15 protein-coding genes and 1 tRNA gene are annotated in these 25251 nt (G+C 62.5%); 3 read left to right on the top strand and 13 right to left on the bottom strand.

Translation table 11 applies throughout. The features are described 5' to 3' along the window. Positions 1-30: 30 nt before the first annotated feature. Both WHT83_RS11535 and WHT83_RS11530 read right to left on the bottom strand, forming a co-directional pair. Positions 31-2271 carry a mannose-1-phosphate guanylyltransferase/mannose-6-phosphate isomerase gene (locus WHT83_RS11535; protein ID WP_406873844.1) on the bottom strand — a complete coding sequence of 747 codons (2241 nt, stop codon included), beginning with the start codon at positions 2269-2271 and terminating at the stop codon, positions 31-33. A gap of 9 nt (positions 2272-2280) precedes the next feature. Beyond that, positions 2281-3801: a phosphomannomutase/phosphoglucomutase gene (locus tag WHT83_RS11530; RefSeq protein WP_406873843.1), complete on the bottom strand. Its 1521-nt coding sequence runs from the start codon at positions 3799-3801 to the stop codon at positions 2281-2283. 207 nt (positions 3802-4008) lie between these two features. Between WHT83_RS11530 and WHT83_RS11525 the strand changes: the two genes are divergently transcribed. The 3 genes from WHT83_RS11525 to WHT83_RS11515 all read left to right on the top strand — a co-directional run bounded on the left by WHT83_RS11525 (position 4009) and on the right by WHT83_RS11515 (position 6870). Beyond that, positions 4009-4085: transfer RNA gene (locus WHT83_RS11525), tRNA-Pro, on the top strand. Positions 4086-4500: 415 nt separating this feature from the next. Then, on the top strand, positions 4501-5106 hold the full coding sequence (locus WHT83_RS11520) for a TadE/TadG family type IV pilus assembly protein (RefSeq protein ID WP_406873842.1): 606 nt from the start codon (positions 4501-4503) through the stop codon (positions 5104-5106). Then, a complete protein-coding gene (locus WHT83_RS11515; RefSeq protein WP_246389642.1) occupies positions 5107-6870 on the top strand; it encodes a TadG family pilus assembly protein in 1764 nt (587 codons plus the stop codon). A gap of 54 nt (positions 6871-6924) precedes the next feature. Here the strand turns inward: WHT83_RS11515 and WHT83_RS11510 are convergent, their stop codons facing one another. The 11 genes from WHT83_RS11510 to WHT83_RS11460 all read right to left on the bottom strand — a co-directional run bounded on the left by WHT83_RS11510 (position 6925) and on the right by WHT83_RS11460 (position 25209). Continuing rightward, positions 6925-8541 carry an ABC transporter ATP-binding protein gene (locus WHT83_RS11510; protein WP_318762240.1) on the bottom strand — a complete coding sequence of 539 codons (1617 nt, stop codon included), beginning with the start codon at positions 8539-8541 and terminating at the stop codon, positions 6925-6927. A 1-nt stretch (position 8542) separates the two neighbouring features. After that, complete coding sequence (locus tag WHT83_RS11505; RefSeq protein WP_318762242.1) at positions 8543-9661, bottom strand: ABC transporter permease; 1119 nt, start codon at positions 9659-9661, stop codon at positions 8543-8545. Continuing rightward, positions 9654-10577, bottom strand: coding sequence for an ABC transporter permease subunit (locus WHT83_RS11500; protein ID WP_183263579.1), 924 nt, complete (start codon positions 10575-10577; stop codon positions 9654-9656). The genes WHT83_RS11505 and WHT83_RS11500 overlap by 8 nt, the downstream gene beginning before the upstream one ends. An 83-nt stretch (positions 10578-10660) precedes the next feature. Beyond that, positions 10661-12256, bottom strand: a complete 1596-nt coding sequence (locus tag WHT83_RS11495) for a peptide ABC transporter substrate-binding protein (protein WP_183263580.1) — start codon at positions 12254-12256, stop codon at positions 10661-10663. Positions 12257-12443: 187 nt separating this feature from the next. Continuing rightward, on the bottom strand, positions 12444-14066 hold the full coding sequence (locus tag WHT83_RS11490) for an alpha-glucosidase family protein (RefSeq protein WP_183263581.1): 1623 nt from the start codon (positions 14064-14066) through the stop codon (positions 12444-12446). Between the two features lie 39 nt (positions 14067-14105). After that, on the bottom strand, positions 14106-16109 hold the full coding sequence (gene glgX, locus WHT83_RS11485; RefSeq protein ID WP_183263582.1) for a glycogen debranching protein GlgX: 2004 nt from the start codon (positions 16107-16109) through the stop codon (positions 14106-14108). A 5-nt stretch (positions 16110-16114) separates the two neighbouring features. Next, positions 16115-17743 carry an alpha-D-glucose phosphate-specific phosphoglucomutase gene (locus tag WHT83_RS11480; RefSeq protein ID WP_406873841.1) on the bottom strand — a complete coding sequence of 543 codons (1629 nt, stop codon included), beginning with the start codon at positions 17741-17743 and terminating at the stop codon, positions 16115-16117. Further along, entirely contained in the window at positions 17744-19189 is a 1446-nt protein-coding gene (glgA, locus tag WHT83_RS11475) for a glycogen synthase GlgA (protein ID WP_406873840.1), read from the bottom strand. It lies immediately after the preceding gene. A gap of 3 nt (positions 19190-19192) precedes the next feature. Continuing rightward, positions 19193-20455 carry a glucose-1-phosphate adenylyltransferase gene (gene glgC / locus WHT83_RS11470; protein WP_108608878.1) on the bottom strand — a complete coding sequence of 421 codons (1263 nt, stop codon included), beginning with the start codon at positions 20453-20455 and terminating at the stop codon, positions 19193-19195. Positions 20456-20469: 14 nt separating this feature from the next. Beyond that, positions 20470-22686, bottom strand: coding sequence for a 1,4-alpha-glucan branching protein GlgB (gene glgB / locus WHT83_RS11465; protein ID WP_406873839.1), 2217 nt, complete (start codon positions 22684-22686; stop codon positions 20470-20472). Positions 22687-22740: 54 nt separating this feature from the next. Beyond that, positions 22741-25209, bottom strand: a complete 2469-nt coding sequence (locus WHT83_RS11460; protein WP_406873838.1) for a glycogen/starch/alpha-glucan phosphorylase — start codon at positions 25207-25209, stop codon at positions 22741-22743. Positions 25210-25251 lie beyond the last annotated feature (42 nt).

Below are 25251 nucleotides of genomic sequence, written 5' to 3'. Positions count from 1 at the left end.
GGCCAATTGGCCGGCTTTTTGTAAGGCGTCTCAGTGGACGACGTCCTCGGTCTTGTCGAGATATTGCGTCAGCGCCGTCACCAGGTGGTAGAAGATGCTCGCCGGCACCTCCTTGGCCAGCGAACGGCCGTGCTCGTCGATCTGGTCGATCCACAAGCCTTGCGGCGCGGGGTCTATATGCCAGCGAAATAGGCGGCCGACGCGCGCCTCGATCTCCGGCTTGAGGTCGGGACCGCCCGTGCCGTCGAGCGCCACCGCAGCCTTGATGGCTTCGGTCTGCGGCCAGCTGCGCGAAATGTTGTCAAGCGGCAGGCCCTGCCGCGACACTGCCCCATAGGCGAGCCCCGTCGCACGGTTGAGCCCGTTGGCCACCGCCGAGGCATAGAGCTTGCGCCCGAAAGCAACCAGATCCTTCTGGCCGCTCTTGTCGGCGAAATCGACCAGCAGCGAGGCCCATTCGAAATGATGACCGGGTTCGGTCCACTGGCCTTTTTCGCCAGCGGCAGGATGCCAGTCGCGGTCGAAGAACTCGCCGAGCGTCCAGCTGTCCAACTCGAAGAAGTGGCTGCGGAACAGATCGATGATGCGGGCAGCCCGGCGCAGATAGACACGGTCGCCCGTCACCGCGTGCCAGGCTAGAAAAGCCTCAAGCAGGTGCATATGCGGGTTCGAGCGCCGGACACCCTCCCCATCGGGGCTTTCCATGAAGCCCGTCATGCGCTCGTCCTCGAGGTGCTTGTCGAGGAAGGCGAATGTTTCAGTGGCGAGGGCCAGAGCTTCGGCATTGCCCGAGCGATGTGCATGGGCCAGGGCCAGGAGCACGCATGCGTGGTCGTAGGCATCTTCGATGGGATCGACGACGCTGCCATCAGGGTTGAGCGCACGCACCCAGCCGCCGCGCTCGGTGCGGCCCTTGTCGGCCATGAAGCGTATGCCATGGTCGATCAGCGCATCGGCCCTGCCGTCCCAGCCACGCTGCTTGGCAACTGCAAAGGCATAGACCTGGCGCGCCATGGTGCGCATGCGCTTCGGTTTCGCCAGCGGCCTTGCGTCGAAGCCCAGGGCCTCGTGAAAACCGCCGAACTGCTCATCCACCCCCGCCGTAGACCACAGCGGCAGCGTCTCCTCCATCAGCCAGTGCTGAACCCGCCGGCGCCAGGCGCCATTGGAGAGCACCCGGCCATGCGCCGGCGTGAACTTGGTCTCCAGCCGCCCGCTCTTTTCAAGCTGCTCGACGATCTTCTTGACGTTCTGGCTGTGGCTGACAGGCGCGACGAAGGTTGCGTCCGACGTCGAGACGATGGCTACGTCCTTGAGGCCGATGGCCGAGAGCAGTCGCCCCTCGCCGCGCAGGTAGGAGTTCTCGCAGTCGATGGCGACGACATCGCCGACAATGACATTGCCGTCCTTGTCAGAGGGGCTGATATCGAGCAGCGATTGCCACGACCCCAGATCGTTCCAACGAAAACTCGCCGGCACCATGGCGATGCCGCTAGTGCGCTCCATGATGGCATAGTCGATCGAGATGGATGGTATGTCCTGGTAGAGATCCAACGGCATGTAGACGCCGGAGAGATCGCTGGTCTGCGCCTGAAAGGCTGCTTCGGCCTTCTGCCAGATCTCGGGCTGGTGCTTGAGGAAGGCATTGCGCATGGCGCTCGCCTTGAACAGGAAGATACCGGCATTCCAAAAGAAGTTTCCGGCTGCGAGATAGGTCTCGGCGGTCTTGAGGTCCGGCTTCTCGACGAAGCGGGTGACGTCGGAAATGCCATCGGCTTCCGCGCCGGCCTCGATATAGCCGTAGCCCGTCTCGGGCGCAGTCGGGCGGATGCCGAAAACGACCATGCGGCCGGCCGATGCAGCCGGCACGCCGTGCTCGACGGTGTCCCAAAACTGGCGTTGCGTCGAAATCTCGTGGTCCGACGGAACGACCAATACGATACCGTTGCCGTAGTCCTTGAGCGTCTGCAGTGTTGCGATTGCCACGGCGGCTGCCGTGTTGCGTCCGGTCGGCTCGAAGATCGCCGCGCCGCCGGAAAGGTCGATTGCGGCAAGGTCGGCACGCACGCGCGCGGCATGGCGCTCGGACGCGATCAGGTAGATCGGCGTTTCGCCCACATCGCGCGCGGCGAGCCGCTTCAGCGTCTTGACCAGCATCGAGCCGTCGCCCGACAGGTCGTGGAACTGCTTGGGATTGTCCTCGCGTGACAGCGGCCAGAGCCTGGAGCCGACGCCGCCGCTCATGACAAAACTGACGATTCTCTCAGCCATGCCCACTCCTCAGAATGTCTGGTTGTAGGCGCCGACAGACGGATTGCGCCGTAAAACGGCGTCGACGCCCTCAAACATCTCACGCCGCCTTTCGGACGATACCGGGCTTTCCACCACCACGACCAGTTCCGGCTTGTTGGAGGAGGCGCGAACCAACCCCCAGGTGCCGTCCTCGGCAACGACGCGTACGCCATTGACGGTCACCAGGTCGACGATCTTCTGGCCGGCAAAGATTTCGCCATTGCGCTTCATCGTCTCGAAATCGGCAACCACCTTGTCGACGACGCCGTATTTCAGCTCGTCGTCGCAATGCGGCGACATGGTCGGCGTGCCATAGGTCAGCGGCAGATCGCGATACAGGTCGGCCATCGACTTGCCCGGGCTGCGGTCGAGCATCTGGCACACGGCGATTGCGGTGACGATGCCGTCGTCATAACCGCGGCCGATCGGCGGATTGAAGAAGAAGTGGCCCGACTTCTCGAAGCCTGCGATGGCGCTCAACTCGGCGACGCGGCGCTTGAGGTAGGAGTGGCCGGTCTTCCAGTAGTCGGTCTTCGCACCGTTCGCAGCCAGTACCTTGTCGGTGTTGAACAGGCCGGTCGACTTCACGTCGACGACGAAAGTCGAGTTCGGATACAGCGCCGAGATATCGCGCGCGAGCATCACGCCGACCTTGTCGGCGAAGATCTCGCTGCCTTCGTTGTCGACGACGCCGCAACGGTCGCCGTCCCCGTCGAAGCCTAGTCCGACGTCGGCGCCGGTCTCCAGAACCTTGTCGCGGATGGCATGCAGCATCTGCATGTCTTCGGGGTTGGGATTGTAGCGCGGGAAAGAATGATCCAGTTCAACGTCGAGCGGGATGACCTCGCAGCCGATCCGTTCCAGTGCTTCGGGTGCAAATGCGCCCGCAGTGCCATTGCCGCAGGCGGCAACGACCCGCAGCTTGCGGGTGATGCGTTTGCCGGCGACGAGGTCGTCGATGTAGGTCTTGCGGAAATCCGGCACGAATTCATAGGTGCCACCGCCGATCAGCTCGAAATCTCCGTTGAGCACGATTTCCTTGAGCGCCGACATCTCGTCAGGCCCAAAGGTCAGTGGACGCTGTGCCCCCATCTTCACGCCGGTCCAGCCGTTTTCGTTGTGGGAGGCGGTCACCATCGCGACGGAAGGAGTGTCGAGCGCGAACTGGGCAAAATAAGCCATGGGCGAAAGCGCCAGCCCGATGTCCTTGACCCGTGCGCCCGCTGCCATCATCCCGGAAACCAGCGCCAGCTTGATGGCCATCGAATAGGAGCGGAAGTCGTGGCCGGTGACGATGTCGGGGCCTGCGCCCAAGCGGCGAATCAACGTGCCGATGCCCATGCCGAGCGCCTGCACGCCGATCAGGTTGAGTTCCGGCTCCTTGGGCGAACTTGGATGCCCGAACCACCAGCGCGCGTCGTATTCGCGGAAACCCGTCGGTTTTACCAGCGCGCGCGTCTCGAATTCGAACGTATTGGGCGCCACGTGGCCGACTGGCTTGATGTTCACAACGTCACTCCGGGCATTCGCAAAGATTTACGAACCGATTGTTTTCCGAACGGTTTATCGCAAGATTGGAGCACTGTCCTCACCTGCGGCACAGGAACAAAGCCAAAAAAGCTCAATAAGATAACTCGCTTGCGAAAAATTACGCCAGCCAATCCTTTGGCGCTTGCAGGAAGCAGAAGCGGCGGCTATAAGCCCGCCGACTGGTCACGGAGTGTAGCGCAGCCTGGTAGCGCACATCGTTCGGGACGATGGGGTCGCAGGTTCAAATCCTGCCACTCCGACCAGAAAAATCCCGACATCTCAATCCATTAGGCGTTGGCGGCACTGCCGCGCCGGATCGTGCGCTCTACAACCGGACGCCCTCCCGTTGCTACCGCCTGCCGCTCATTGCAAGTAAGTCACCTTGCGCCTCCTGCATCGATACAGGCACCGCTCTTGCGTGCCATCTTTTGCTTGTCGACGCAGCGCGTCAACTTCCAACTCCTTCGACACAACCTAATATCACAACTTTATTCGCGCAAAGATTGCAGAAGATTTTATGCGGATTGTTAGATAGCGATAGATTGTTTCTTGGTCATCATCCACTCTGAACCATCACATTAGCAAATCGATAATCTTCTACGGCCATTCTGCTGCTGATCTTGATCTTCTCCACAGCGTGAGAAGAAAAGATCTTGGCTATCGCCAAACAGGTGGCATATGGAATATCATTATTACTTTGCATACAAACAATATTCTCGTGAGATTCAAGCTTCTCAAAGACGCATGAAGCCGAGTCCCTCTCGCCAGCGCCGCAAGCTGGGAGCAGAAGGCTCCAAGCCCTTCACCGAGTTGATCGGCTTGAAGAGCAGGCAGGACAAGATCCTGGCACGCACCCGGCCACCTGATCGACAAACCATCATACAAGACCAATCCGGCACTTCGGCAATTGAATTTGCAATCGTCGCCCCGGTCTTCATCCTCTTGGTATTCGGGATGATCGCCTACGGCATCTATTTCGGCGCACTGCATTCCGTCCAGCAGATGGCAGCCGACGCAGCCCGCACCGCAATTGCGGGTCTTGACGAGAACGAGCGCAAGACGCTTGCGCAACGGTACATCGATCTCAACGCGGACGGTTACGTGTTCATCGACAGGAAAAAGCTCGTCGTCGAGGTCAAGGACAGCGACAAGGACAGCGAGCAGTTCGTCGTCTCTTTGCGCTACGACGCAGGCCACCTTCCGATCTGGAACTTGCTGCCGATGCTGCCGCTACCGGAAAAGACCATCTCTCGTTCTTCGACAATTCGGGTGGGGGGCATCTGAATGCGCACGAACATCATGCAGAAGCTTGGCAGCTTCCGACGTTCGACCAAAGGCAACTTTGCCACGATGTTCGCCCTGAGCCTGCCGATCGGCATCGCGGCGGCCGCGTTTGCTGTCGACGAAGGCTCACTCTATGTCGAGCGCCGCGAAGCGCAGTCGATCACCGATCTGGCCGCCATCTATGCCGCGGCCAACATCGCCAAGGCCGACGCAGCGGTGCTCAAGGTTTTCGCCAACAACCGCCAGGGCGGCGTTTCCCTGGCCGGCACTTTCGACATCCAGCCGACAGGGGTCGGCTACAAGGAAGTCCGGGTCGAGAAGGGCCGATACACGCCGGACGCGATGGTCGAGGCAGGCAAACGGTTCGTCGTCGATGCGACGCCCCACAATGCGGTGCGCGTAACCTACCGCAAGGATGGCACCACCTTCTTTGCCAATCTGGTCACCGGCCAACGCAACATCGTCACCACCGCGGTCGCCAGCGCTCCCGCGGAAGCGGCCTTTTCCATCGGCTCCCGCCTTGTCAGCGTCAATACGCAGCAAAGCGCCCTGCTCAATCCGCTGTTGGGCGGACTTTTGGGGACCAACCTGTCGCTGGCGGCGATGGACTACAACGCCCTGCTGGCCACGGATGTGAACGCATTGCAGTTCATCGATGCCCTGGCAACCGAACTCAAGGTGAGCGCCGGCACCTACAATGACGTGCTGAAAGCCGAAGCGACCGTCGGCCAGATCGTGTCAGCGCTGGCGACCACGACCAAGGACAAGGATGCCGACGTGGCACTTGCCAAGCTGCTCGGCGCCAAGCTGCCCGGATCGCTGAAGGTGCCGCTGTCGCACTACATCGACCTCGGCCAGGTCGGCAAGCTGGCCCTGGGGCACGGCGCGTCGGCGTTCGATGCCAATGTCGGCCTGATGGAACTGATCGGTGCCGCCGCGGCAATCGCCAACGGCAAGAACCAGGTGGCGGCCAATCTCGGCGTCGGCGTTCCCGGCCTGCTGGCGGTCAAACTGGATCTGGCAATCGGCGAGCCACCGCAAGGCGGCACCTGGTTTGCGATCGGCGAAGCGGGCAAGATCGTCCGGACCGCCCAGACGCGCCTGCAGATCGAAGCCACGGTCGGCGGCGCCGGCGGATTGCTTGGCGGCGTCCTCGGCGCCTCGATCAAGCTGCCCGTCTATGTCGAGCTCGCCTACGCCGAGGGCCAGCTCAAGGGCGTATCCTGTCCGACCGGAAAGCCGGCCAGCGCGGTCGTCACCGTGGCAGCCAAACCCGGCATCGCCGAAGTCTGGCTCGGCCAGATCAATCCGGCCGATCTCCGTGTCTTTACAAAAGAACCAACCGTCCACCCGGCGGAGCTCGTGAACGTCAACGCAGTCGGGCTGATCAAGGTCGAGGTCAGCGGCAGCGCGAATGTCGACATCGGCAACACCACGCCAAAGACGCTCACCTTCAACAAGAACGACATCGACGACCGCACCATCAAGTCGGTGTCTTCAAGCAATCTCACTCAGTCACTGACCAGTTCGCTGATCAAGAACCTGAACCTCAGCGTCGATGTGAGGCTGTTGGGCCTGGGGATCGGCATACTTCTGCCCTCCGATGCCGCGGTCAAGACAGCCGTCGCCAACCTGTTGTCGGGCGTCACGGCCCCCGTCGACGGCCTGGTTTTCAACGTCCTTGCGCTGTTGGGCGTCAAGGTGGGCGAGGCCGATATCCGCGTCCACGGCGTGTCCTGCGGCCGGTCGGTTCTGGTTCTTTAGCCAAAGGACAAAGAGCCTGCGGGGACAGCCCCGCAGGCGGCAGGCGCTTTTTGTTCAGGCCGATTGGCGGAACTTGGTCTCGTCGATCGCCGCGGCCATCAGTGTCTTCGTATATGCCTCGCGCGGATCGCCGAAGATCTCCTCCGTCGGCCCCTCCTCGACGATCTTTCCCTGTTTCATCACGATAATGTAGTCGGACATCGCCCGCACCACGGCGAGGTCGTGGCTGATGAACAGGTAGGACAGGTCGTGGTCGGCCTGCAGCTTGCGCAGCAGCTCGACGATCTGCTTCTGCACCGATCGGTCGAGCGCCGAGGTCGGCTCGTCGAGCACCACGACCTTGGGCTTGAGGATCATCGCCCGGGCGATGGCAATGCGCTGGCGCTGGCCGCCGGAGAATTCGTGCGGATAGCGGTTGCGGGCAGCCGGGTCGAGGCCGACTTCGAGCAAGGCTTCGACGGCACGGGCGTCGCGTTGCTTGCCTGAAAGGGACGGCTCGTGGACAAGAAGGCCCTCGGTGATGATCTGACCGACCGTCATCCGCGGAGAGAGCGAACCGAACGGGTCCTGGAAGACCAATTGCAACTCGCGCCGCAACGGGCGCATTGTCGACTTGTCGGCCTTCGACAGGTCCTGGCCGCCGAAGCGGATCGAGCCTTCGCTCGGCAGCAGCCTGAGCAGCGCCCGACCGAGCGTCGACTTACCCGAGCCGGACTCGCCGACGATGCCGATGGTCTGATTGCGCCTAAGCATTACCGATATGTGGTCGACCGCCTTGAGCAGCATCGGCGGACCGGCTAGAAACCCGCCACCGATCTTGAACTCGACCTCGACGTTGCGACCCTCGAGCAGGATCGGCGCATTGTCCGGCGGTGCGGCCTTGCGTCCGGTCGGTTCCGCCGCGAGCAGCATCTTGGTGTAATCGTGCTGCGGATTGGCAAACAATTCGTCTGCCTTGCCTTCCTCCACCACCTCGCCCGAACGCATTACATAGACCCGGTCGGCAAAGCGCCTGACGATGCCAAGATCGTGGGTGATGAAGACGATCGCCATGCCGAGCTTGCGCTGCAACTCGGCAAGAAGCATCAGGATCTGCGCTTGGATCGTCACGTCGAGAGCCGTCGTCGGCTCGTCGGCGATCAGGATGTCGGGGTCATTGGCCAATGCCATGGCGATCATCACACGCTGGCGCTGGCCGCCCGACATTTCGTGCGGATAAGACTTCAGGCGGCGCTCGGGGTCGGGAATCTTGACCAGTTCGAGCAGCCTGAGCGCCTCGGTGCGCGCCGCCTTGGCGTCGAGCCCACGATGCCGCCGGATCGGTTCCATCAGCTGGTTGCCGATGGTGTAGAGCGGGTCGAGCGAGGTCATTGGCTCCTGGAAGATCATGCTGATCTTGACGCCCCGGACCTTGTTGAGTTCCGATTTTCCGAGCGTCAACAGGTTCTTGCCGCGATAGTCCACCACACCGGTGGCTTCGCCGTTGGACGCGAGAAGGCTCATCGCCGCCATCATCGTCTGGCTCTTGCCGGAGCCGGACTCGCCGACCACCGCCACCGTCTCGCCGGCGTCGATGTGAAGGTTGATGCCCTTCACCGCTTCCACAGCACCATCGAGCGTGCGGAAGCGGACGCGCAGGTCCTTGACCGAAAGGATCGTTTCGCCAGCCATCTCACCTGTCCTTCGGATCGAGAGCGTCGCGAAGTCCGTCGCCGATGAAATTCAGCGCGAAAAGCGTCGAGACAAGGAAGAATGCGGGGAACAAAAGCAGCCAATTGGCGGTGCCGATGTTCTTTGCGCCGGCTGAAATGAGCACGCCCCAGCTCGTCATCGGCTCCTGCACGCCGAGCCCCAGGAACGACAGGAAGCTCTCCAGGATGATGACTTGGGGCACCAGCAGGGTCATGTAGATGACCACCGGCCCGAGCAGGTTGGGAATGACGTGCCGCAGCACGATACCGCGCGACCTGACGCCGAGCGCTTCCGCTGCCTGGACGTATTCCTGTCTTCGGATCGACAAGGCCTGGCCACGCACGATGCGCGCCATGTCGAGCCATAGCACCGCTCCCACAGCCAGGAACATCAGCACGAAGTTTCGGCCGAAGAAGACGACCAGCATGATGACGAAGAAGATGAACGGCAGCGAATAAAGAACGTCGACGATGCGCATCATCACCTCGTCGGTCTTGCCGCCCATAAAGCCGGCGGTTGCGCCATAGACGACACCTATGACCACGGCGACAACTCCGGCCAGAAGACCGATCGCCAGCGAGATGCGGCCGGCCATCAGCGTTCGCGACAGCAGGTCACGGCCGGTATTGTCGGTGCCGAAGAGGAAGTATTGCTGCTTGATCGAGGCGCTCATGACCGCCGTCAGGCCGTCAGCGGATGTGCTATCGAGCTTGGCATTGTCGAACGTATCCGAGCGGTCGAGGTAGCGGATGTTGCGCTCGTCGAGCGGCTTGGCCGAGGTCACCGTGATGAAGACGCGTTCGCCTTCCTGACGCCATTCCTTGACATCGACCCGCATGCGCCGGACGGCGTCGTTCATGGCGGTCTCGATCATCTCGGGCTTTGGATATGACGAAAGGCTGGGCGGGGTCCTGACATAGTCGGCATAGATCGTGGTGTATTGATGCGGCACGAAATACGGTCCGACAATACAGACGACGCTCATGGCAATGAGGTAGAAAAGGCTGAACATGGCAGCCTTGTTGGCCTTGAGGCGTGCCCAGGCATCTGCCCAGAGCGAACGTCCGACGACAGGGGCAGTGATGGCCATATCAGTCATAACGCACCCTCGGATCGAAGAAGGCGTAGAGGATGTCGACGATCAGGTTGAATGCGATCGTGAACAGCGCGATCACCACGACCGTTCCCATCACCAGCGTATAGTCGCGGTTGAGCGCCGCATCGACGAAATAGCGGCCAACGCCGGGAATGGCGAAGATGGTCTCGACGATGATCGAGCCGGTGAGCAGTGCCGCAGCCGCCGGGCCGGCATAGGATACGATAGGCAGCACCGCGCCCCTGAGCGCATGCTTAACCACCACCGACCAGTCGGACAGGCCTAGCGCACGCGCAGTTCGGATGTGGTTGGACCGCAGCGACTCGATCATGGAGCCGCGCATCAGGCGCGCGACGATGGCGATCTGCGGCAATGACAAGGTCAGGATTGGGCCGATCTTGTTGATCAGCGCACCATCACCCCAGCCGCCGATCGGCAGCAGCTTCCAGGTGAGACCGAACAGGAGCTGGATCACGGGCGCGATGACGAAGGTAGGGATCGTGCTGCCGGCAGTGGCAAGCGCGATGACCGAATAGTCGCCGAGCTTGTTCTGGTTGAGCGCGGCTACGATCCCAAGGATGCCACCGACAAACAACGCGAGCGCCAGAGCCGAGAAACCGAGCTGGATCGAGATCGGCAGACCCTTGGCGAACAGTTCAGTGACGGTGAAATCGGGAAGATTGTAGCTCGGCCCGAAATTGCCATGCAGCAGGTTCTTGAGGTAGTTGACGTACTGGAGCCAGAGTGGGTCGCCCAGGCCGAACTGCGCTTCGAGGTTGGCCTTGATCTCCGGGCTCAGTCCTCTTTCCTGATTGAACGGCCCGCCGGGTGCGATGCGGATCAGGAAGAATGCCATTGTCACAATGACAAAAAGGGTGGGAATGGCGGTCAGAAGCCGCCGTATCACATATACAAACATGGGCGCCGTACTCCGTTACGCCAGCCAGAAACATATCCAGCTAGGGCCGCCGCTCCCGGGTGGGAGCGGCGACACAATCAGAGTTACTCGACTTTGCTGATGAAGCGGGTCGGGTGAACGTCCATGACGTTTTCATCAAAGCCCTTGAGCTTGGACGAAACCAGGTTCTTGTAGCTGTAGTAGAGGATCGGAATGAAGCCCGTATCCTCAAGGACAATGCGCTCGGCTTCCTGCATGTCCTTCATGCGCTCTTCCGGCTTGCCGCCAGCGGCAGCAGCCTTGTCCATGGCTTCCTCGAACTTCGGATTGTTGTAGACCGAATAGTTGTTGCCGCTCGCCTTGCGCGCGACACCGAGGAAGGTCTCCGGGTCCTTATAGTCGGCAATCCAGCCAACGCGGGCCGTATCGTAGTCGCCCTTCTGCTCGAGGAACCCGTAGTGGGTCTTGGTGTCGGTGTTGACCAGCGACACTTCAACGCCGAGCGGCTTGAGCTGCTCCTGGATTGCGACGGCCGTATTCTTGTGGTTTTCCGACGTGTTGTAGCGGATCTCCATCTTCAGCGGCTTGTCGGGACCATAACCAAGTTCCTTCAGGATCTTGGCGGCCTCGTCTTCGCGGTCGATCTGGGTCTTGTCGGCATAGTCGGCTGCGATGGGCGTGTAGCCCTCGATGCCCGGAGGCACCATCGTGTAGCTCGGCAGCATCGAATTCTGCCAGACCTTCTCGGCGATGAAGTCGCGGTCGATCGCCATCGAAATCGCCTTGCGAAGCTGCAGGTTCGTCCACGGCTCCTTGTCCCACTTCATCGCGTAATAGTAGGTGCCGAGCTGGGCACCGACGCGCAACTGATCGCCGAACTTGGTCTTCAGATCGGCCATCTGTTCGGTCGGGATGTCGTCGTTGCTGTCCAGTTCGCCAGCCTCGAAACGCTTGATGGCGGTCGAGCGGTCTTCGGTCGGGATGTAATTGACGACGTCGACCTTGACGTTCGCAGCGTCATAGAACTTCGGGTTCTTGAGCAGCTTGATGTGGTCGTTGGGCACGAATTCGGCAAGCGTGAACGCGCCGTTGGAAACCAGGTTACCCGGCTTGATCCAGTCGGCACCAAGCTTCTCGATCGCCGCCTTGTTGACCGGATAGGCCGCCTGGTGGGTGAGCATTTCAAGGAAATAAGGCGTCGGGGCCTTCAGCGTCACTTCAAGCGTCGAAGCGTCGACAGCCTTCACGCCCATGTCCTCGAGCTTTGCCTTGCCGGTGTTGACCTCTTCGGCATTCACGATCGGGTACAGCATCGAGGCGTATTCGGCGCCGGTCGCCGGATCTTCGAGACGACGGAACGAGTAAACGAAGTCTTCAGCCGTTACCGGGCTGCCATCCGACCAGGTCGCGCCCTGGCGCAGCTTGAAGGTATAAACTTTGCCATCGTCCGAAACGGTCCAGCTCTCGGCCGCACCAGGAATCAGATTGGCACCCTGGTCCTGCATCACCAGGCCAAAGAACAAGTCGCGCAGGATGTGCGCTTCGTAGACAGTCGAGGTCTTGTGCGGATCAAGCGATTCCGGATCGGCCGAATTGCCGCGATTGAAGACGACCTCGGCAAAGGCCGGCATGGAGACCGCGCCGGTGGCCAAGGCAAGCGTCGTGGCGAACACGGTCGCTTTCAGCATGTTCTTCAGCATGATTGTTTCTCCCAAGTGGCCTGTTCCTCGTAAAACAGGCCTCGCCTAGTTAGCGCCCGAATGCCGGATTTTTCCGGTTTCGTTGAGCGAGCCGGCAGCTCCCTACCGCCAGCGGTGGCTGACACTATCCACGGCGAATTTTTATTTCAACACGACTCGTGCTCACCTAAAGTCAACTTGAGCGCCTTCAAACCAAGCGTCCGATAAAGTAACCGAGCGGAGGAAGCGCGATCCTGCCTCCTTCGAGTTCGTCCGAGCCTCCGGGAAAATCGAGCGGAAGCAACCCGGTGAGCCGCGCGGGAACCGGCCAAACGGCGGAATCCTCGGCAAAGTTGAAGACGCAAAGCAGCCGCTCGCCGTCTGCCTCGCGCACGAAAGAGAGCACGTCGCCGTCGGCTTCCAGCAATGAGATCGAGCCGTGGATAAGTGCCGGAAGCGCCCTGCGGGCGGCGAGCACGGCGCGGTAGCGGGCCAGAACCGACCCCTCGTCTCGTTGCTGCCGGTCAACGGCATGGGCGCGATGACCAGCCGGAATCGGCAGCCACGGCTTGCCGTCGGAAAAGCCCCCCTGCTCCGACTGGGCCTCCCAAACCATCGGCGTGCGGCAGCCGTCCCGGCCCTTCTGGCCGGGCCAGAATCGGATACCGTAGGGATCGCGCAGGTCTTCGAAGGCAAGTTCCGCCTCCGTCAGGCCAAGCTCCTCGCCCTGATAGATGCAGATCGAGCCGCGCAGGCAGGCAAGCAAGGCGACCGAGAACTTCGCGACCGCCTCCGGATCGCCGCCGGGCCGGGTCCAGCGCGTGACATGGCGGGCTACGTCATGATTGGAGAAAGCCCAGCAAATCCAGCCGTCGGTGACCGCTGCCTCGAAATCGGCAATGCACTTCAGGACATGCGCAGCCGAGAATTTAGGCCCCAGCAGGTCGAAGGTGTAGCACATGTCGAGCTTGTCGCCGCCAGAGGTGTAGGCGGCTACCGTCTGCAGCGAGCGCTCTCCGTCTCCGACCTCGCCGACCGAGCTTCGCCCGTCATATTCGTCGAGCAACGCCCGGAAGCGCTTGAGAAATTCGAGGTTTTCCGGCCGCGTCTTGTCGAACAAATGGTCCTGGAATTCGTAAGGGTTGGTTTCCTCGTTCTCGCCGGCAATGCTCTTCGGCAAGGGCGGGTTGTCGCGCAGCCACCTGTCGTGGACGTAGAAATTGACCGTATCTAGCCGGAAGCCATCAACGCCCCGGTCGAGCCAGAAGCGCACAGTCTCCAGCAAGGCATCCTGCACGTCGGGATTGTGGAAATTGAGGTCGGGCTGCGAGGCCAGGAAGTTGTGCTGGTAATATTGCCTGCGGGTCGAATCCCACTCCCAGCCAGGGCCGCCGAAGATCGATATCCAGTTGTTGGGGGCGCCTCCGTCGGGCTTGGGCGGAGCCCAGACGTACCAGTCGGCCTTGGGGTTGTCGCGGCTGGCGCGGCTCTCCACGAACCACGGATGCTGGTCCGAAGAGTGCGACAGCACCTGGTCGATGATGATCTTCAGCCCGAGGCGATGGGCTTCGGCAATCAGCGCGTCGAAATCCGCCAGCGTGCCGAACATGGGGTCGACATCGCAGTAGTCCGAAACGTCGTAGCCCATGTCCGCCATCGGCGACTTGAAGAACGGCGAAAGCCAGACTGCGTCGACACCGAGCGAGGCAATGTGCGCCAGGCGACGCGTAATGCCTGCAAGGTCGCCGCTGCCGTCACCCGTCGTGTCCTGAAAAGAGCGAGGGTAAACCTGATAGATGACGCAGCCGCGCCACCAGTCAGCAGGGGGCATCGTTCCCTCTTTCGGCACCATTGCAGTTCTCCTTGGCTGTCACTCGCCGGGATGTTCGATGGCAAAAAGCACGGTGCGCGCCGGCACCGCGGTGCGGTTCTCGAGCGGCCCTGTCCCGCCTGCAACCGGCTGCCATTGGAAGCCGGGACGAGTTGGAAGCTTGAAGGTGGCGTCGCGCCGCGCCCCATTGATCATGACGGCGAGCTGTCCGCCAAAGGCGGTTCCGTTTCCAAGCAGCATGGTCAGGCGATGCCGGTCGGGCTCGTGCCAGGTGGCGTCGCTCATCGGCCGGCCCGCTTCCGTCAGCCATTCCACGTCAGATACGGCCGAGCCATGCCTGGGTGTGCCGGCCAGGAAATCCAGTTCGGCCAGCGCGGGTATCTCGCGCCGGAGCCTCGAAAGGTTGGCTACGAAATCCTCAAGCGCGACGTCCCGGTCGACCCAGTCCAGCCACGTCAGTTCGTTGTCCTGCGCGTAAGCATTGTTGTTGCCATGCTGGCTGCGGCCGAACTCGTCGCCTGCAGTCAGCATGATGGCGCCGCGCGAGGCGAACAGCACGGCCAGCATGGCGCGCACGTCCCGGCCGCGCTCGGCGGCGATCTCGGGGTCGCTGCTTTCACCCTCGACACCGTTGTTCCAGGAAAAATTCTCGTTGTGGCCGTCGTGATTGTGTTCACCATTGGCCTCGTTATGCTTGCGTTCGTAGCGCACGATGTCCGCCAGCGTCATGCCGTCGTGGGCGGCGACGAAATTCACCGTCCGCGTTTGCGCTCCTCCGCCGAATATGTCGGACGAACCCGCAAGCCTGGTCGCCAGGGCGCCGACCATGCCGCGGTCGCCGCGCCAGAAGCGCCTGACGTCGTCGCGGTAGCGATCGTTCCACTCCTGGAATTCGGGCGGAAAACCGCCGAGGCGATAGCCATTGTGGCCGATGTCCCATGGCTCGGCGATGAGAACACGGTCGCCAATGATCGGATCCTGGCGCATGCCCTGGAGCAGCGGTGCATCCGCCCGGAACTCGCCATCGACCCGTCCCAGCACCGGCGCGAGATCGAAACGGAAACCGTCGACGCCGGCATGAACGACAAAATGCCTGAGACTGTCGAGAATGAGCTGCTGCGCCACCGAATGGTCGCAGGCGAGCGTGTTGCCGGTGCCGGTGTCATTGGCAAAGCGGCCGGGGTCATCTGTGGCCCCGCGATAGTAGGCGCGATTGTCGAGACCGCGCAGCGACAGCGTCGGTCCGAGTTCATCGCTTTCGGCCGTATGGTTGAAAACGAGGTCGAGGATGACGCCTATGCCGGCCTCGTGGAGTGCGGCCGTTGTCTCACGCAAGTCGTCTATCCCATTGGGCGCCAGGCGCGGATCGAGCGCCATGAAGCTGACGGGATTGTAGCCCCAGGAATTGCTGAGCCCCAGCGCCGGCAGGTGGCGCTCGTCCATCGTCGCGGTCACCGGCATGAGTTCGACGGCCGACACGCCCAGCCTCAGGAGATGCTCGATGACAGCCGGCTCGGCCAAGGCGCGGATCGTGCCGCGAAGCTTCGTCGGGATGGACGGATGCGCCATCGAAAAGGCGCGCACCGGCACCTCGTAGATGAGCCCGCCCCGCGTGAAGGTTGGTGCTGCAGTCGGCGCTGTTGGCAGCCTGACCGCCACAGCCTTCGGCATCAGATCGGCGGTGTCGCCGCCCTGCCCCCTTCTCGCCGCCAGCCGTCCGTCATAACGATAGGCTCTGTCAATTCGAACGGCGTAGGGGTCAACCAGCAGCTTGTCGGGATCGAACCAAAGACCCTCATCAGGCACATATGGCCCGTCGGCGCGGAAGCCGTAGCGGGTTCCCTCGCGCAGGCCGGCAACCGACAGCGCGAAAACGCCCTCGCCCTCGCGCTGGAGTTCCAGCCTGTCGGTCTCGGCCTTGCCGGCCGCATCGAAGACCGACACCCAGATGCGCTCGGCAGCACCGGACCAGACGGCAAAACGGATGCCGCCTTCGGATACGGTCGCGCCAAACCGCGGCCGATATTCAGCCGCTGCGTCCATTGGCATCAGGTGATGACGCTCGGCTTGTCACGACCGGTGTGGCTGCGGATGCCGGCGATGTCCTCGGCAGCCTTGATCAGGTCGGCAAGGGCTGCCTGCGTGTCCAGGCCATGTCGTGCCGGATCGGGCTCATAACGCTCGATGTAGACACGCAGCGTGGCACCCGAGGTGCCCGTGCCGGACAGCCGGAAGACGACGCGCGAGCCGCCTTCGAACAGGATGCGGATGCCCTGGTTCTTGCTCACCGAGCCGTCGACTGGGTCGTTGTAGGCAAAATCGTCGGCACTGGCGATTTTCATGCCACGAACACTCGTGCCCGGCAGCGAGCCGAGCTTTGCGCGCAAGGCGTCGACCAACGCGTTGGCGCGATCAGTCTCGACCTCCTCATAGTCGTGGCGCGAGTAATAGTTGCGACCGTATGTAACCCAATGCTTGGCAGCGATTTCCTTGGCGCTCTCGCCACGTACGGCAAGGATGTTGAGCCAGAGCAGCACAGCCCACAGCCCGTCCTTTTCGCGAACATGATCGGAGCCGGTGCCGGCGCTTTCCTCACCGCAGATCGTCGCCATGCCGGCGTCAAGCAGGTTGCCGAAGAACTTCCAGCCGGTCGGCGTCTCGTACATGCCGATGCCGAGCTTTTCAGCAACCCGGTCGGCGGCACCGCTGGTCGGCATCGAGCGGGCAATGCCCTTGAGGCCTGCCTTGTAGCCCGGCGCGAGATGGGCATTGGCCGCCAGCATCGCCAGCGAATCCGATGGCGTGACGAAGATACCGCGGCCGATGATCAGATTGCGGTCGCCGTCGCCATCGGACGCCGCGCCGAAATCAGGCGCGTTCGGCCCCATCATCTCGTCATAGAGTTCCTTGGCATGGACCAGGTTGGGGTCCGGATGGTGACCACCGAAATCCTCCAGCGGCACGAAGTTGCGCGCCGTACCCTCGGCGGCGCCGAGCCGGCGCTCCAGGATTTCCTTGGCATAAGGGCCGGTCACGGCATGCATGGCGTCGAAGCGCATGCGGAAGCCCGACTTGAACAGCGCGCGCAACGCATCGAAGTCGAACAGCGTCTCCATCAACGCCGCGTAGTCCGCCACCGGATCGACGATTTCGACCTTGATGCCACCCACTTCGAAGGTGCCCGTGTGGTCGAGATCGACCTGGCCAACATCAGCGATCTTGTAACTGGTGATGACCTTGCTGCGGGCATAGATCGCATCGGTGAGCTTCTCCGGCGCCGGGCCGCCGTTTTCCGCATTGTATTTGATGCCGAAATCCTCGTGCGGGCCGCCGGGATTGTGGCTAGCCGACAAGATAAGCCCGCCGAAGGCCTTGCGCTTGCGGATCAGGTTGGAGGCGGCGGGCGTCGACAGGATGCCACCTTGGCCGACAACGACGCGGCCGAAACCGTTGGCCACCGCCATGGCAATGACCTTCTGGATCACCTCGCGATTGTAGAAGCGACCGTCGCCGCCGACGACCAGCGTCTTGCCGGCAAAACCTTCGAGCGCATCGAACACCGACTGGATGAAGTTCTCGGCATAATTCGGCTGCTGGAAGACAGGTACCTTCTTGCGCAGGCCTGATGTGCCGGGTTTCTGGTCGCCATAGGGCGTGGTGGAGACGGTGCGAATCATTCAGGCATCCCTTTTTGAGAGAAGCATGCGGTAAAGTGCGGCATATTTCTGGGCGCTTCGATCCCAGGACACATCCGCCTTCATGCCTTGCCTCTGCAACGACGCCCAGGCAGCCGGGTCGGCGTAAAGCGCGTTGGCCCTGAGGATGGCATGGTGGAAATCGCCCGCATTCTCCGGCGCAAACTGAAAACCGGTAGCTACCCCGGCCGCGACCGCGGCCTCGTTGGCGTCGATGACGGTGTCCGCCAGGCCGCCGGTTCGCGCTACGATCGGCACGCAGCCATAGCGCAGGCCATAGAGCTGGGTCAGGCCGCAAGGCTCGAAGCGCGACGGGATCAGGATGCCGTCGGCACCACCCTGCAACTGATGCGAAAGCCCCTCGTCATAGCCGATGACGACACCGACCCGGCCACGATGGCGCGCGGCGGCAGCCAAAAGCGCGCCTTCAAGCCCCGCATCGCCCGAACCCAGGATCGCCAGCCGGGCGCCGGAGGCCACCACCGGGTCGATGATCGACGCCAGGATGTCGATTCCCTTCTGCCAGGTCAGGCGGCTGACCACGCAGTAGATCGGCCCATCGTCGCGGTCGAGCGTCATGCGCTCTTCGATGGCGCGCTTGTTGGCCTTGCGCCCCTTCAGGCTCTTGGCCGTGTACGTCGCGGCCAGATGCTTGTCCGTCTCAGGGTTCCATATCTCGTCGTCGATGCCGTTGACGATGCCGTGGAGTTCGGCAGCGCGCAGGTTGATCAGCCCGTCGAGCCCCATGCCGAACGCCGGCGTACGGATTTCCTGGGCGTAGGTCGGGCTGACGGTGGTGACCGCCCAGGCCGCCTGCAAGCCGGCCTTGAGGAAGCCGACGCCGCCGTAATATTCGACCCCGTCCAGCGCCATGGCCTGCTGCGGCAGACCAAGGCCCGCGAAGATGCTGGCCCCGAATTGCCCCTGGAAGGCCAGGTTGTGCACCGTCATCACCGACGGCACCTTTGCCGCCTCGCCGTAGCGCATGTAGGCCAGCGTCATCGCCGATTGCCAGTCATGGGCATGGACGATGTCGGGCTTGTAGTCCTTGACCACGCCGGCGGCGATGTCGGCGCCGACACGGCCAAGTGCCGCGAAGCGCCGCCAATTGTCCTGCCAGTCGGCCCCGGTGGCGTCGCCATAAGGGCCGCCCGGCCGGTCGAACAGATGCGGCGCGTCGAGCACCAGCATATCCAGCCCGCCGATCTCGGCCGCATGGAGTGCTGCCTTGCCGCCTTGCAGGGCGGTGTATTGATGAACCGCCTTTTTCTTCTTCAGCGCGCTCATCACGACGGGATAACCCGGCACTAGGCTGCGCGTGCCGACGCCGAGCCCGGCAAGCGCCTCCGGAAGCGCGCCGGTGACGTCGGCCAGCCCGCCGGTCTTGATCAGCGGAAAAATCTCGGGCGTGACCGAAAGCACCTGCACCAGTTACAGCTCCAGCCTGTTAATCATGTCCTGGGTGATCAGGCAGATACCCTTCTCCGAGACGCGGAAGCGCTTGGCGTCCAGCACCGGGTCTTCGCCGACGACCAGCCCTTCGGGGATGTGTACGCCGTGATCGATGACAACGCGCTTGAGGCTGGCGTTGCGACCGACATGGCAGGCCGGCAGCATCACCACATCCTCGAGCGTGGAGTAAGAATTGATCCGTGCGCCGGTGAAGATCAGGCTGCGCTTGAGCGAAGCACCCGAGACGATGCAATCGCCCGACACCAGCGATGATACCGCCGAGCCCCGCCGGCCATCCTCGTCATGGACGAACTTCGCAGGCGGCGTCAGCTCGGAATAGGTCCAGATCGGCCAGTCGCGGTCGTAGAGGTCGAGCTCGGGCGTGATGTCGGTCAGGTCGATGTTGGCTTCCCAATAGGCATCGACCGTTCCGACATCGCGCCAATAGGCCTCGGCCTCGGTGCTCGAGCGTACGCAGGACTTGGCGAAGCGATGCGCCACCGCTTTGCCGTGCTGGACGATGTAGGGAATGATGTCCTTGCCGAAGTCGCGGCTCGATTCCGGCTCATTGGCGTCGCGGCGCAACTGCTCCATCAGGAACTTGGTCTTGAAGACATAGATGCCCATCGAGGCCAGCGCGTAGTCGGGCTTGTCGGGAATGCCGGGCGGGTCGGCGGGCTTTTCGATGAAGGAGATGATGTTGTCCTTCTTGTCGACATGCATCACGCCGAAGCCCACCGCTTCCATGCGCGGCACCTCGAGGCAGCCAACGGTGACGTCGGCGCCCGCGTCGACGTGCTGGCGCAGCATCAGTTCGTAATCCATCTTGTAGATGTGGTCGCCGGCAAGGATGACCATGTATTCGGGGCCATAGGCCTCGATGATGTCGATGTTCTGGTAGACCGCGTCGGCGGTGCCTTCGTACCACTGCGTTTCCGACACGCGCTGGCTTGCCGGCAGGATGTCGAAACTCTCGTTTCGCTCCGGCCTGAGGAAGTTCCAGCCCCGCTGCAGGTGGCGGATCAGCGAATGCGCCTTGTATTGCGTGGCGACGCCCAGACGACGGATGCCTGAGTTCAAGGCATTGGACAGCGCAAAGTCTATGATACGCGTCTTGCCGCCGAAATAGACGGCGGGCTTGGCGCGCCGGTCGGTCAGCTCCTTCAGGCGGCTGCCCCGGCCGCCGGCAAGCACATAGGCCATGGCATCGCGCGCCAGCGGCTGGTTTCTCTTCAGTTCCATGCCATCCTCCCTGCTCAGTCCGCCACAAACTCAAGCATGATCGTCGCCAGTGGCGGCAGAAGCAGCGCTGCCGCCGCCCCTCCTCCGTCCACCTGCCTGGCCGTAACCATGCCGCTGTTACCCTTGCCCGACCCGCCATATTCCAGCGCGTCGGAATTGAATATTTCCCGCCACTTGCCCGGCTGTGGCAGCGGCACGCGGTAGTTGTCGCGCAGAACCGGGGTGAAGCTCGAAATGACGGCGATCGGCGCGCCGCCCGGCGCCTTGCGCAACCAGGCGAAGACCGAGTTGGCGGCATCGTCGGCGATCAGCCATTCGAAACCTTCCGGCTCGCAATCGCGCGCATGCAGCGCCGGGCGCGAGCGATAGAGGTAGTTGAGGTCGCGCACCAGCTGCTTGACGCCGCGATGCGGGGCAAAGTCGAGCAGGTTCCAGTCGAGCGCCCTGGATCTGCTCCACTCCGCACGCTGGGCGAACTCCTGGCCCATGAACAACAGCTTCTTGCCGGGGTAGCCCCACATGAAGGCGTAGTAAGCGCGCAGCGTCGCGAATTTCTGCCAGTCGTCGCCCGCCATCTTGCTGAGCAGCGTACCTTTGCCGTGCACCACCTCGTCGTGCGACAGGGGCAGCACGAAATTCTCGCTGAAGGCGTAGAGCAGGCCGAAGGTGATTTCGTTGTGATGATGCTTGCGGTGGACCGGCTCCTTGGAGAGATACTCCAGCGTGTCGTGCATGAAGCCCATGTTCCACTTGAAGCCGAAGCCGAGCCCGCCTTCATGCACCGGCTGCGACACCTTGGGCCAGGAGGTCGATTCCTCGGCAATGGTCATCACGCCGGGATGGGCGCCATAGACGGCGACATTCATCTTCTGCAGAAAACGCACCGACTCCAGGTTTTCGCGGCCGCCGAATTCGTTGGGGATCCACTCGCCTTCCTTGCGCGAGTAGTCGAGGTACAGCATCGAGGCCACCGCATCCACGCGCAGGCCATCGACATGGTATTTCTCGGCCCAGAACAGGGCGTTGTTGACGAGGAACGAGACGACCTCGCGCCTGCCGAAATTATAGATCGCGGTGTTCCAGTCGGGATGGAAGCCCTGGCGCGGGTCGGCATGCTCGTAAAGTGCGGTCCCGTCGAAATGGGCAAGCCCATGCTCGTCCACCGGAAAATGCGCCGGCACCCAGTCGAGAATGACTCCGATGCCAGCGCGGTGGGCGCCGTCGACGAAGCGGGCAAAGCCATCCGGGTCGCCGAAGCGGGCCGAAGGCGCGTAAAGCCCTGTCGTCTGATAACCCCAGGACGGATCGTAGGGATGCTCCGAGATCGGCAGGAACTCGATATGGGTGAAGCCCATCTCCGCCGTGTAAGGGATAAGCCGGTCGGCCATCTCGTCCCACGACAGAAAGGTGCCATCGTCGCGAAGCTGCCACGAGCCGGCATGCACCTCATAGATGCTGATCGGCTCGCGCCGATGGTCGGCTGCTTTCCAATGGGCGCGGTGCTTGTCGTCGGCCCATTCATGCGCCTGCGGACGGTCGGTGACCGACGCGGTGGCGGGTCTTAATTCCGAGCGGATGGCGTAAGGATCGGCCTTGAGCGGCAACCTGACGCCGCGAGCTCCGATCAGCTCGAACTTGTAGGGGTGGCCTGGACCGATGTCGGGGATGAAGATTTCCCAGATGCCGGTGTCCTGGCGCAGGCGCATCGGATGCCTGCGACCGTCCCAGTCATTGAAATCGCCGACCACAGAGACGCGATGCGCGTTTGGCGCCCAAACCGCAAAATGCACACCATCGACGCCTTCATGCGAAATCAGATGCGCGCCCAGCTTGTCGAACAGCCTGAGATGCGAACCCTCCGATATGAAGTAGTCGTCCATCGGCCCGAGCACAGGGCCGAAACTGTAGGGGTCGGTGAGCCACCACTCGCCGCCGGCATTGCTTGCGTGCAGCCTGATCGGCTGGCGCTTGCGGATGGTCAGCTTGCCTTCGAAGAAGCCGGTATCATTGCGCCGCAAGAGCTCACCGCACGCCTTGCCCTCGAGCGTGTGGGCGGTGACCGTTTCGGCATGCGGGACGAAGCAACGGGCCAGGAAGCCTTTGCCCGACTGCTGGAGCCCGAGAACCGCGAACGGGTCGCCATGGGTGCCGTTCACGATCGCCTCGATATCGCCATCCGTGGCTCTGTCGAGCTCCGGTTTCGTTTCGGCGGCCGCGCCGGGCTTCAGCATGTTTCGGTGTCCCCTCCCAGGGTTTCTTCGGCGAGGTCAGTTCATGCAATCACATCAGGCCGGTACGTTCCAGATTTCTTTGGCATATTGGCGGATGGTGCGGTCTGAGGAGAACCAGCCGACACGCGCCACGTTGCGAATGGCGCGGGCATACCAGCCCGGGCTGTCGCGCCACACGGCATCGACCTGCCGTTGCACTGCGGCATAGGAGTCGAAATCGGCTGCGACCATGAACCAGTCGTGCTGATAGAGCCCGTCCATCAATTCGCGGTAGCGGGCCGGATCGTCAGGCGAGAATACGCCGGAAGAGATGGCGGCAACCGCCTGCTTGAGCTCGGGCGAACCGTCGATCACAGAACCCGGCTCGTAGCCGCTGCTGCGGCGCTGGGCGACCTCCTCGGTGGTCAGGCCGAAAATGAAGATATTGTCGTCGCCGACATGCTCCTTGAGCTCGACATTGGCGCCGTCGAGCGTGCCGATGGTCAGCGCCCCGTTGAGCGCGAACTTCATGTTGCCGGTGCCCGAGGCTTCCATGCCCGCCGTCGAGATCTGCTCCGACAGGTCGGCGGCCGGCATCAGGATTTCGGCCGCACTGACATTGTAGTTGGGTACAAAAACGACCTTGAGCAGCCCGCGCACCGATGGGTCGCTGTTGATCACCCTGGCGACATCGTTGGCCAGTTTGATGATCAGCTTGGCGTTGTGGTAGCTCGGCGCCGCCTTGCCGCCGAAGAACTTGACCCGCGGCATCCATTCGCGTTCCGGATGCGAGCGGATCTGGTCGTACAGCGCCACCGCCTCGATGATGTTCAGGAGCTGGCGCTTGTATTCGTGGATGCGCTTGATCTGGATGTCGAACAGCGCCGACGGATCGACCCTGATGCCGAGCCGTTCGCCGACAAGGTTGGACAGCCGCTCCTTGTTGACGCGTTTGACGCGGGCAAACTTCTCACGGAATGCGGCGTCCCCGGCAAAGCCGTCGAGCTCGCGGATCGCCTCGATATCGTCGAGGAATCGGTCGCCGATCGCCTCGCGCGCCAGGCCGGTCAGGCCGGGATTGCACTGGATCAGCCATCGGCGCGGCGTGATGCCGTTGGTCTTGTTGTTGATGCGGTCGGGATAGAGGCTGTGCAGGTCGGCAAACACCGTTTCCTTCATCAGTTCGGTGTGCAGCGCCGACACACCGTTGACGCTGTGGGAGCCGACAAAAGCCAGGTTGCCCATGCGGACGCGGCGCTCGCCGTTCTCCTGGATCAGCGAGATGCGGCTGATCTGCTCGCCGCTGAAGCGGCCTGTCGCCCGGGCCTCCAGCAACACCTCGGCATTGATCGCGTAGACGATCTGCATGTGGCGCGGCAGGAGCCGCTCGAACAGCGGCACCGGCCAGCTTTCCAGCGCCTCGGGCAACAGCGTATGGTTGGTGTAGGCAAAGGTCCGCTTGGTGATGCCCCAGGACGTGTCGAAGTCCATGCCATGCACGTCCATCAGGAGGCGCATCAGTTCAGGGACGGCGACAGCGGGATGGGTGTCGTTGAGGTGGATCGCCGCCTTGTCGGGCAATGACGGCAGATCGCCATACTTGCTGATGTGGCGCTGCAGGATGTCCTGCAGCGAGGCAGTCGAGAAGAAGTACTCCTGACGCAGCCGAAGCTCCTGGCCGGCCTTATGGGAATCTGCGGGATAGAGCACGCGCGACAGCGCGTCAGCCTTGTTGCTCTCGGCGAGCGCGCCGATGTGGTCGCCGGCGTTGAATTTGTCGAGCAGGATTGGGTCGAGCGGCATGCCCGACCAGAGCCGCAGCGTGTTGACGCGAGTGCCGCGCCAGCCGACCACGGGGGTATCATAGGCAACGGCCAGGACGCGGTCGGTAGGCTTCCAGACGTGGCGTTCGAGCCGGCCATCCGCCGCGGTGATCGATTCGACCGATCCGCCGAAGCCAACCTCGAAGGCACGCTCGCGACGCTCGAATTCCCAGGGATTGCCATGTTCGAGCCAGGTTTCGGGAAGCTCGACCTGCCAGCCGTCATGGATTTCCTGGCGGAACATGCCGTTGGCGTAGCGAATGCCGTAACCGTGAGCGGGAATGTCGACTGTCGCCATGCTCTCCATGAAGCATGCGGCGAGACGGCCAAGGCCGCCATTGCCGAGCGCCGCATCGGGCTCCAGCTTGGCAATCACGTCGAACTCGACGCCGAGCGAGGCGAGCGCCTGGCGCATCGCATCCATCAGGCCGAGATTGGAGAAGGCGTCGCGCATCAGGCGACCGATCAGGAACTCCAGCGAGAGGTAATAGACCCGCTTGGCGCTCTGGTCGTAGGCTTCCTTGGTGGAAGAAATCCACTCGTCGACGATGCGGTCGCGCACGACCTTGATCGACGCAGTCAGCCAGTCATAGTCGGTGGCAACGGTCGCGTCCTTGCCGAGCCGATATTTCAGCGCGCTCAGGATTTCGGCAGCCAATGCCTCGGGGCTGGTGTCGCCAAGCGGCGGCTGGGGGATATTCGGGGTCACTGCGCGGGTCATCTCGCCTCTCGCATCCTGTTCGGCCACCGTTCACTTGCCTCC

Origin of the sequence: Aminobacter sp. P9b, assembly GCF_045345995.1 — a bacterium.
GTDB lineage: Bacteria > Pseudomonadota > Alphaproteobacteria > Rhizobiales > Rhizobiaceae > Aminobacter > Aminobacter niigataensis.
The sequence above is the reverse complement of the archived record's forward strand: the minus strand, read 5'-3'. Positions and strand labels throughout refer to the sequence as shown.